A 9,494-nucleotide genomic window follows, 5' to 3' on the forward strand; every position below is an offset into this window, starting at 1 on the left:
ATCCATTAACATGCAAAAGAACTCTGGCTTTTATCATTTTTCGATATAAAAATTCTAATTCCTTATTTCAAATCAAAGCCTAAAAAAAATAGCATGTTTCTTGAATATTACATGTTTGAAAAATTAAGGAATAGGCATGAATGCTAAAGTCGATTCTTCTAAAAGCACAGCACAACCACTTTTGAACCAAGAAGAAATCCTGAAAAAAGCACAACAATATGCTACGGAACATGATCTGAATTTTACAGGAAGTTTAACCCCCTCTGAAGCATGGCAACTACTGCAAAATCATGAAGTTGTTCTGGTTGATGTCAGGACCAATGAAGAAAGAAAATTTGTTGGCTATATTCCTGAAAGTATTCACATTGCATGGGCTACAGGGACAGCATTCAATCGCAATCCACGTTTTTTAAAAGAGCTGGAAAATAAAGTAGGTAAGGATAAAACCATCTTATTGCTATGCCGTAGTGGGAAACGTTCTGCGATTGCAGCTGAAGCAGCCTTTAATGCTGGTTTCGAAAATGTCTATAACATTTTAGAGGGATTTGAAGGTGACCTGGATGAACAACAACAGCGAGGTCATCTGGGTGGCTGGAAAATCCATCAACTGCCATGGATCCAAGATTAATTCAGAATATCGTGCACAGGAATAACCATGATGCAATGGAAGATACAACCCGTTATAGATGGCTTGCAACAAGCTCGACATGACTGGCGTGAGCAACAACATCGGATTAAAGAGTTTGGTGGTCGTGAGCTCCCTTCAAAAGAAGTTTTAAAGTCTATTTTAGATTCATTATGCGGAATTTTATTTCCTATGCGCCTTGGACCATCCGACTTACGTCAGGAGACCGAAGACTACTACATTGCATATACCTTAGATCATGTTCTAACTGAGCTCTATAATCAGGTTAAACTCACTTTAAAATATGAAAAAAAACGAGAATATAACCGTAATAATGCACATTCCAGAGAGCCTTTAGAACATCCTATTTATGATCAGCAGGATACGCTGGCAAAAATTATTGTTCAGGATTTTGCCAATACCTTACCTGATATTCGTCGTCTGCTGGACGCTGATGTATCAGCTGCATATCAAGGTGATCCGGCGGCACATAGTGTGGATGAAGTACTACTCTGTTATCCAGGTATTTTAGCAATCATCCATCATCGGATTGCGCATCAACTTTATGCAAGTGTTCCATTGCTTTCCAGAGTGATTTCAGAAATAGCTCACTCTGCAACTGGCATCGACATTCACCCTGGCGCAAAAATCGGTTCAGGATTTTTTATAGATCATGGCACAGGTGTTGTTATAGGTGAGACCTGTGTGATTGGTCAAAGAGTACGCATCTATCAGGCGGTAACACTCGGTGCTAAACGTTTTGAAGTTGATGAGCAAGGCAGTTTGAAAAAAGACTATGCTCGCCATCCCATTGTTGAAGATGATGTCGTGATCTATGCAGGTGCAACAATTTTAGGGCGTATCACTATTGGTCAGGGTTCAACGATTGGTGGCAATGTCTGGCTGACCCATAGTGTGCCAGCAGGTAGTTCGGTGTCACAACCACCTAGCCAATCCTATATTAAAACTGAGGTCTAGCACCTAATTTTTAGGAGTAATACATGAAAATAAACTGAACAATTCATCATTAAAAATTGAAATTTTATGCTCATATCTAAAAACGAAGTTTGATGTTTTTATTTTACAGACACTCTTGAATATAAAAACATAGTGGTTTGAATAAGGTAAAACATCTGAAAATGCTTTAATCATTAAAATGCTCATAAAACTCAATCAAAAATAAAGAATAAAAATGATTCTTTAAATGCAAGAACAATCAACGAACCAGGAAAATAATTTCATGTCTAAAACTGCAGAAAAAACTCAACTGGCATTGGGCGATCACGCTGCAAGGCAACTCGCCAATGCAACAAAAACTGTTCCACAACTTTCAAGTATTACACCGCGTTGGTTGACCCACCTTTTACAGTGGATTCCTGTCGAAGCAGGTATTTATCGTGTCAATCGTGTCAGCAATACCGATGATATTCAAGTCGCCTGCACACAACGCGATCAGGCAACACTACCGCAAACTTTTGTTGACTATGATCCTGCACCACGAGAATATTTTTTAAATGGTGTCTCTACAGTTTTAGATATCCACACCCGCGTTGCTGACTTGTATAGCAGCCCACACGATCAGATTAAGGAACAGTTACGTTTAACAATCGAAAGTATCAAGGAACGTCAGGAAAGTGAACTGATCAACAATCCAGAATATGGTTTATTGGCAAGTGTAACGGATGAGCAACGTATCTCGACATTGAATGGCCCACCAACTCCTGATGATCTGGATGACTTGTTACGTAAAGTCTGGAAAGAGCCTGGTTTTTTCCTTGCTCACCCTGATGCGATTGCGGCATTTGGTCGTGAATGTACCCGCCGTGGTGTTCCACCACCTACAGTTAGCCTGTTTGGTTCACAGTTCATTACTTGGCGTGGTATCCCGCTTATTCCATCAAACAAGATTGCAATCGAAGATGGAAAAACAAAGATCATTCTGCTACGTATCGGTGAAAAACGTCAAGGCATTGTTGGGCTATTCCAGCCTGGTTTGGCTGGTGAACAATCGCCAGGCTTGTCTGTACGCTTCATGGGAATCAACCGTAATGCCATAGCATCTTATTTGATCTCTCTATATTGCTCTCTGGCCGTTTTAACAGATGATGCCCTAGCCGTTTTAGATGATGTTGAGGTGGATAAGTACCATGACTACCCAGTTAACTACAAGTAATCCTGTAAGGCATGTGGATGGTTCTGACCTGGGCGGTGCGGCTTTAAATGGTGTCGCGCCACCGTCTAATTTTCCAGATGAAGCAACCTTGCAAAAGCTGGCAAACCAATTCTTTTCCAGTGTACCGAATACAGGTTCAACTTCTGGGTTAAATCTGGATCTACCAGACTTGGCTCCACCACCTCATGCACCGCAACCTGCTGAACCGATTACAGCATTGTCTGCTCGTGCACCTAATATTGCCTATCAGAAAAGCCTGAATCCTGAAATCCCGGAACATATCCCGAACTATCCAGACTATCCTGAACGTCGTGCGATTGCTTCAGCACCTGTTATTGGCGGTGCAAACATTCCCAAACCACCTTTCGAACCCCATGTTCCTGAAACATTGAAGCATCCCGAAAGTATTCCTCAGATTGAGCATACATTGCCTCACTCATCGCGGGATTCTGCATACTATTTCTTGAATGACTTTACTGCACCAGAACCAGCAAAGACTGCACCTGTTTCTGATAATTATTCGGTTGCAGAGTCATTTCAACTACCGCATGATGATCATTTAACACAGCTTTTAATTGATGACAGAATTGATCAGAAGCAGGTCAACCATACTGGTTTCTACTTTACTGATATTCCAGATATCTATAGTAAAGACCAGCAATATTCACCTGAAAAAGTTTTTAAATTTTCAAATGCTCATCAGCCTTTAGATATTCAAGCGATTCGCCGTGATTTTCCAATTCTGCAAGAACGGGTCAATGGTCGCCCACTCGTCTGGTTTGACAATGCAGCAACTACACAAAAACCGCAAACTGTGATTGATCGGATTGCTTATTTTTATCAACATGAAAACTCCAATATTCATCGTGCTGCACATGAGCTGGCAGCCAGAGCAACAGATGCTTATGAACATGCAAGAAATGTAGTGGCACGTTTTATTGGTGCACCATCAGCGAAGAATATTATCTTTGTTCGGGGAACAACCGAAGGGATCAATTTAATTGCTAAAACATGGGGTGAGCAAAACATTGGTGAGGGTGATGAGATTTTAGTTTCTCATCTAGAACATCATGCCAATATCGTTCCCTGGTATCAGCTGAGTAAAAAAACAGGAGCTAAACTGCGTGTCATCCCAGTGGATGATACTGGACAAATCATCCTGGAAGAAGTACCAAAACTGATTAATGAACGAACTAAACTGGTTTCAATTACCCAAGTTTCCAATGCCCTCGGGACAGTAACCCCAGTTGATGAAATTATCCAGATCGCACATGCAAAAGGTGTCAGGGTGCTAGTTGATGGTGCACAGTCTGTATCACATTTACCTACAGATGTTGAAAGTATAGATACAGATTTCTTTGTATTTTCAGGACACAAGGTTTTTGGCCCGACTGGAATAGGTGCTGTATATGCCAAAACCGAAATACTTGAGAATATGCCTGTTTGGGAAGGTGGCGGGAACATGATTCAAGATGTGACTTTTGAGCAGGTCGTATATCAGCCTGCCCCAAATAAGTTTGAAGCAGGCACAGGTAATATAGCTGATGCAGTAGGCCTAGGTGCGGCGCTTGAGTATGTTGAACAGTTAGGAATCGGAAATATTGCCAGATATGAACATGACTTACTTGAATATGGTTTAAACGCCTTGAGTAGCGTGCCAAACTTACGCTTAATTGGAACAGCTAAAAATAAAGCCAGTGTTATGTCTTTTATATTGAAGGGCTATTCTACAGAGCAAGTTGGACAAGCTCTCAACCGACATGGTATTGCTGTCCGCTCTGGTCACCATTGCGCACAGCCAATTTTACGGCGCTTTGGTGTGGAACAGACTGTTCGACCATCACTGGCTTTTTATAATACAACCGAAGAAATTGACTTGCTCACTTCAGTATTACACCAATTGGCAAGAAACAAGTCCATCTGATTGAAAATAATCTATCTAAAAGACCAGTCTCTGTTAAATCATAAATGTCAATTCCGATTGGCATTTATCATTTGCTTTCTATCCTGCCAAAACTAACCATAATTCTCATCACCATAAACATGGCATCCATTTTGCTTAATTAATATTACGCTTTTAAAAAATCGTAATACTCGGCAAATATGGGGATAGTAAATATGGGCTATGTTGTAAAAGAACTGAATAAAAAGAACAAGCTAATTTTAAGCATTTGTTCTTTTCTCATCCCTATACTTTTATGGTGTTCAGTAAGTTATCTACCTTTCATCTGGCATCCTCAAGTCCAGATTACCAGTTCAGGCAGTGTTCCCTATTTGCAAGTGGGCAGCCGTGTTGAAAAGTCTGTGTTCTATAGTGAAGCACAAAGTGCAGTCAATCATGATTCTGCACCACCCCAAGGTAAACTGGTCAATCCGATCTACTTGCCCGCTCCTCACGAAGTCGCTAAAGCATTAATTACAGCATTTACCACACCACCTGTACAACCTGATGCCCCATGGTTTCATCAAAGTTTATGGCACAGTATCAAGATCGTTTTTACTGCTTTTTTTATTTCATCCCTGATCGGTATTCCACTTGGTATCATTTGTGGCTTTTCTAGAAAAATTTCACTATTAACCGAGCCTTTTGTGGAGTTTTTCAGATACTTACCAGCACCTGCCTTTGGTGCACTGGCTGTCGCAATATTAGGCATTAATGATGCCCCGAAAATTGCCATTATTGTGATCGGTACTTTATTTCAACAGATTCTGATCATCGCCAATACAACCCGTATGGTTGATAGAGGATTGATCGAAGCAGGTTATACACTTGGAACCAATAAATTTAAAAGTCTGTTTAATGTCGTCATTCCAGCTGCTTCACCTGATATATATCGTGATTTAAGAGTGTTACTTGGCTGGGCATGGACTTATCTAATTGTGTCTGAGCTGATCGGTACAACAACAGGAATCACTTGGTTTATCACTCAACAGGCACGTTATCAAAACTTTGACAATGTTTATGCAGCTATTCTGATTATCGGAGTAATCGGGTTGGTTTGTGACTATCTGTTGATGAAACTTGGCGAACGTCTATTTAAATGGAAAGCAGGAGCAAAATAATGAACCATTCAAATGAATATGATGCGAAAGAATATTTCCAAAAAATCTACGAACGTCCTGTCATTTTAGAGGCTAAACAACTTAGTCAGGTATTTAAACACGACAAAATAGAACGCACAGTGCTAAATAAAATTGACCTTAAAATTCATAAGCGAGAGTTTATCTGTGTCATTGGACCATCAGGCTGTGGCAAATCAACCTTTAGCCGTGTTGTTGCAGGACTTGATCCCTACCATAGTGGTGAGATTCTGGTTGATGGCGAAAAGATCACTGGCCCAAGCCCCGAGCGTGGCATGGTCTTTCAAGGCTATACCTTATTTCCATGGAAAACCGTAAAAGAAAATGTCATGTTCGGTCCGCTCATGAAAGGTGCAAGTAATGCTCTCGCAGAAGCCAATGCACGTGAATGGATCAATATCATTGGTCTGGAAAAATATGAAAACCAATATCCTCACCAGCTTTCGGGAGGAATGAAACAAAGGGTCGCAATAGCCCGTGCTTTGGTCAATGAACCCAAAATCCTGCTGATGGATGAGCCATTTGGTGCACTTGATCCTCATACTCGTCAAAAAATGCAGAAGCACTTAATGGATTTGTGGCAAAACATTGATATCACGATTATTTTTGTTACACATGATATGGATGAAGCGATTTTACTGGCTGACCGCATCGTGGCACTCAAAGCAAACCCAGGTGAAATTAAAGAAATCATCGAAGTAGATTTACCGCGCCCACGAAATTTCGACCTGATACAAACAGCTGAATTTAAACGCCTAAAAGAACATGTAAATCATCTGGTTCATGCCCAGGAAGATGAACTTGATCCTGCATTGGAAGATTTACCTAAAATCCCGCGTATGACACAGATCAGCGCAAATAAATAAAAAGTTTTTTCATGATCGAATCGCCTTTGGGACGACCCAAATGCTTTCATGCTTCGTTGGACGACCAACAGGGGTGACATTTATGTCTAATAGTTATGTTTTACCAGTTGTAGACATCTCCAAACTTTCTAGCCCATGTTTGGAAGATCGTTTAAAAGTCGCTCATGCTTTAGATCAGGCATGTAAAGAAGTTGGTTTTTTATATCTTAAAGGCGAACAATTCAAAGTCGAACTGTTTGAAAAACTTCATGAAACAGCTCAACAATATTTTGCAAAAAGTGAATCCGATAAAATGCAAAATTACATCGGATTATCTCAAAATCATAGTGGATATGTACCGATTGGCGAAGAACAATTTATTGAAAATAGCTACGATTTAAAGGAAGCTTATGATATCAACTATGATTATCAAAGTTCAGAAAATCGTAGGCCTCTGCTTGGTCCTACTCAGTGGCCAAATGATCATACTTTTAAGAAGCATGTTCTCAATTACTATCAGCATATCAAAGAAATTGGGCAGCAAGTTTTTCAGGGTTTCGCACTTGCTTTCGAACTAGATGAATATTACTTCACCCCACATATCGCAAATGCACCTAGTCAATTACGATTGATACATTATCCATATCATCCTGATATTACAGATAAAGCTGGTATAGGGGCACATACTGATTATGAATGCTTCACCCTTCTTTTTCCCACTGCCACAGGTCTGCAGGTTTTAGACAAGACAGGGAAATGGATTGATATTCCATTGATTGAAGGTACTCTGGTCATGAATATTGGCGATATGATGGAAATTTTGTCTAATGGTCGCTATCTGGCAACCAAACATCGAGTCAAAAAAGTATCTGAAGAACGTTATTCATTCCCGTTTTTCTTTTCATGTGATTATGACTATATCATCCAGCCTTTGATAAAAGATGAAGCTCCAAAATATTCAGCGTTGAGAGGCGGAGAACATTTATTTAATCAAACAGCGCAAACTTTTAACTATCTGAAAGAAAAATTGAAAAAAGGCGAAATAAAACTCGAAAATGCCCAACCACTGCATTCCTTCGGTTTAAATGCACATCAGGAGTCAATATGAATTTAATCGACTTATGTGCAAGATTTAAAATTACACCTCTCTCTGAGCTCACTATTCCATATTATTTACTTGGTGCTTTTCGCCGTAAAAGCATCACTTTTTCAAATGGTCTAACAGATGAACAAACTATCGTGTATTGGTTCCAATCAAAAACTTTTACGATCGATTTACGCTTAAAAGATCCGGCTACAACACCCGTATTAGAGCGCCAAGGCTGGATTGGCGACACAGTTTGGGATCAAGATACACAACTTCTTTCATGGAATATTACAGCAAATTATCAACATCATATCCAATGGCCTGAACCTGCAAAGTTACACGCAATCGGCAATGCTATTTTTGAATTTTCACCAAGCAATGCTTATGTCGAAGATTGGAGACAACAAGCAACTCAAGGACTTTATCTCGGTTTACGTCTATTTAAAATTGAAAATATCGAACAGCAAAAAAGCTACGCTGCAGATGGTGGAATCATCATTTGTGATCACTTTATTGCCTATGCTAAAACACGTCATCCAGATATCCAAAGACATATAAATGAGCATATTCAAAACTTTGAGGTATCCATTTCTTTAAATAATCAAACAATTGATTTCAGCACAGTGACACACCATCTTGGTCAAAAAATTGATTTAGATCATTTTGAAATTGTAGATGGATATACTCTTGTACAGCATCAAACAATAGATGGTGAAAAGTGTCGATTGTATTTCAGGCTTGATATTTATCAACCTGATTTCACATTTACGACAAAATCCGAAACGTCTATTGCAAGTCAACACTGGTTAGATCAAGAGAAAAGTCATCTTTTACATCATGCAAAAATCACGTTATAAGGAATATTTTTAAACTATGGCTTTTATTTATTTAATTATTGCCATCATTGCTGAAGTTATCGCAACTTCGGCAATGAAAGCCTCAAATGGTTTTACTGTTCTCGCGCCATCACTTCTAACCATAGCTGGTTATGCCCTGGCGATTTATTGCTTATCTCTTACCATGAAAAGCATTCCTGTCGGAATCACCTATGCTCTCTGGTCTGGTGCAGGAATCGTTTTAGTTTCTTTAGTCGGTTTCTTTTACTATAAACAGCATCTTGATTTTGCAGCGCTCATTGGTTTGGCATTCATGATCTCTGGTATTTTGATTATTCATGTTTTTTCTAAAAGTATAGAAATATAATTTATGAGTCATCAACTACACCTTGTAGTTCCAAACCTTTCCGATCGATCTGAATCCAGTATTCAGAGATTTTTCCATTTCTTATCAGATATACTGCACTGGCAATTTCTGTGATTTTTTTCGTATCTGGAATGTTTGAAACTTGCTTCCAACGAACATAAACCTTATTTTCTTCCGCTAAAATCTCCTGAATTTCCAGACTAAATTGACCGTATTCGTCCAGCATTTCCTGAATATGGGACGCATAATCTTCTGGGCTCCTTTCAACACTATATTCAAGTTCAGACTGAATTTGATGTGCAATAACAGGGTCATGCAAAAAATGTCTGACCCGCTCTAAAGATCGTCCTGAACGGATTTGATTTAAAAAATCTATGATTATTTTTTTAGGCTCAGACATCGCTGTATAAGAAGAATGTTAGGACAACCATCATGATATATAAATCGGAATAGTATGGGAAATATCACTTTATTTATAAC

10 protein-coding genes are annotated in these 9,494 nt (G+C 39.3%); 9 read left to right on the forward strand and 1 reads right to left on the reverse strand.

Annotated features, from left to right (window positions below; all coding sequences use genetic code 11):
• Positions 1-136 precede the first annotated feature (136 nt).
• The 9 genes from KPC_RS14715 to KPC_RS14755 all read left to right on the forward strand — a co-directional run bounded on the left by KPC_RS14715 (position 137) and on the right by KPC_RS14755 (position 9,014).
• A complete protein-coding gene (locus tag KPC_RS14715) occupies positions 137-628 on the forward strand; it encodes a rhodanese-like domain-containing protein (protein ID WP_121975116.1) in 492 nt (163 codons plus the stop codon).
• A gap of 27 nt (positions 629-655) precedes the next feature.
• Positions 656-1,603 (forward strand): serine O-acetyltransferase EpsC, encoded by a 948-nt coding sequence (epsC, locus tag KPC_RS14720; RefSeq protein WP_121975117.1) that lies wholly within the window; start codon positions 656-658, stop codon positions 1,601-1,603.
• 262 nt (positions 1,604-1,865) lie between these two features.
• The gene (locus KPC_RS14725) at positions 1,866-2,798 is read left to right on the forward strand and encodes a family 2A encapsulin nanocompartment shell protein (protein ID WP_121975125.1); all 933 of its coding nucleotides are present in this window, start codon (positions 1,866-1,868) and stop codon (positions 2,796-2,798) included.
• Positions 2,773-4,722, forward strand: coding sequence for a family 2A encapsulin nanocompartment cargo protein cysteine desulfurase (locus tag KPC_RS14730; protein ID WP_121975118.1), 1,950 nt, complete (start codon positions 2,773-2,775; stop codon positions 4,720-4,722). The genes KPC_RS14725 and KPC_RS14730 overlap by 26 nt, the downstream gene beginning before the upstream one ends.
• A 194-nt stretch (positions 4,723-4,916) precedes the next feature.
• Positions 4,917-5,861, forward strand: coding sequence for an ABC transporter permease (locus KPC_RS14735; RefSeq protein ID WP_121975119.1), 945 nt, complete (start codon positions 4,917-4,919; stop codon positions 5,859-5,861).
• Positions 5,861-6,745: an ABC transporter ATP-binding protein gene (locus tag KPC_RS14740; protein WP_121975120.1), complete on the forward strand. Its 885-nt coding sequence runs from the start codon at positions 5,861-5,863 to the stop codon at positions 6,743-6,745. The genes KPC_RS14735 and KPC_RS14740 overlap by 1 nt, the downstream gene beginning before the upstream one ends.
• An 82-nt stretch (positions 6,746-6,827) precedes the next feature.
• Positions 6,828-7,832 carry an isopenicillin N synthase family dioxygenase gene (locus KPC_RS14745; protein ID WP_121975121.1) on the forward strand — a complete coding sequence of 335 codons (1,005 nt, stop codon included), beginning with the start codon at positions 6,828-6,830 and terminating at the stop codon, positions 7,830-7,832.
• On the forward strand, positions 7,829-8,668 hold the full coding sequence (locus tag KPC_RS14750) for a hypothetical protein (protein ID WP_121975122.1): 840 nt from the start codon (positions 7,829-7,831) through the stop codon (positions 8,666-8,668). The genes KPC_RS14745 and KPC_RS14750 overlap by 4 nt, the downstream gene beginning before the upstream one ends.
• A 16-nt stretch (positions 8,669-8,684) precedes the next feature.
• Positions 8,685-9,014, forward strand: a complete 330-nt coding sequence (locus KPC_RS14755; protein WP_121975123.1) for a DMT family transporter — start codon at positions 8,685-8,687, stop codon at positions 9,012-9,014.
• Position 9,015: 1 nt separating this feature from the next.
• Here KPC_RS14755 and KPC_RS14760 read toward each other — a convergent pair whose 3' ends face one another.
• Complete coding sequence (locus KPC_RS14760) at positions 9,016-9,414, reverse strand: ester cyclase (RefSeq protein ID WP_121975124.1); 399 nt, start codon at positions 9,412-9,414, stop codon at positions 9,016-9,018.
• Between the last annotated feature and the right edge of the window lie 80 nt (positions 9,415-9,494).

It is taken from the genome of Acinetobacter stercoris, assembly GCF_900323515.1.
GTDB lineage: Bacteria > Pseudomonadota > Gammaproteobacteria > Pseudomonadales > Moraxellaceae > Acinetobacter > Acinetobacter stercoris.

Bases quoted from the DNA above. Each gene is read 5' to 3' on its own strand.
- KPC_RS14715 (WP_121975116.1), top strand. From the start codon at position 137: ATGAATGCTAAAGTCGATTCTTCTAAAAGCACAGCACAACCACTTTTG.
- epsC (WP_121975117.1), top strand. From the start codon at position 656: ATGATGCAATGGAAGATACAACCCGTTATAGATGGCTTGCAACAAGCT.
- KPC_RS14725 (WP_121975125.1), top strand. From the start codon at position 1,866: ATGTCTAAAACTGCAGAAAAAACTCAACTGGCATTGGGCGATCACGCT.
- KPC_RS14730 (WP_121975118.1), top strand. From the start codon at position 2,773: ATGACTACCCAGTTAACTACAAGTAATCCTGTAAGGCATGTGGATGGT.
- KPC_RS14735 (WP_121975119.1), top strand. From the start codon at position 4,917: ATGGGCTATGTTGTAAAAGAACTGAATAAAAAGAACAAGCTAATTTTA.
- KPC_RS14740 (WP_121975120.1), top strand. From the start codon at position 5,861: ATGAACCATTCAAATGAATATGATGCGAAAGAATATTTCCAAAAAATC.
- KPC_RS14745 (WP_121975121.1), top strand. From the start codon at position 6,828: ATGTCTAATAGTTATGTTTTACCAGTTGTAGACATCTCCAAACTTTCT.
- KPC_RS14750 (WP_121975122.1), top strand. From the start codon at position 7,829: ATGAATTTAATCGACTTATGTGCAAGATTTAAAATTACACCTCTCTCT.
- KPC_RS14755 (WP_121975123.1), top strand. From the start codon at position 8,685: ATGGCTTTTATTTATTTAATTATTGCCATCATTGCTGAAGTTATCGCA.
- KPC_RS14760 (WP_121975124.1), bottom strand. From the start codon at position 9,414: ATGTCTGAGCCTAAAAAAATAATCATAGATTTTTTAAATCAAATCCGT.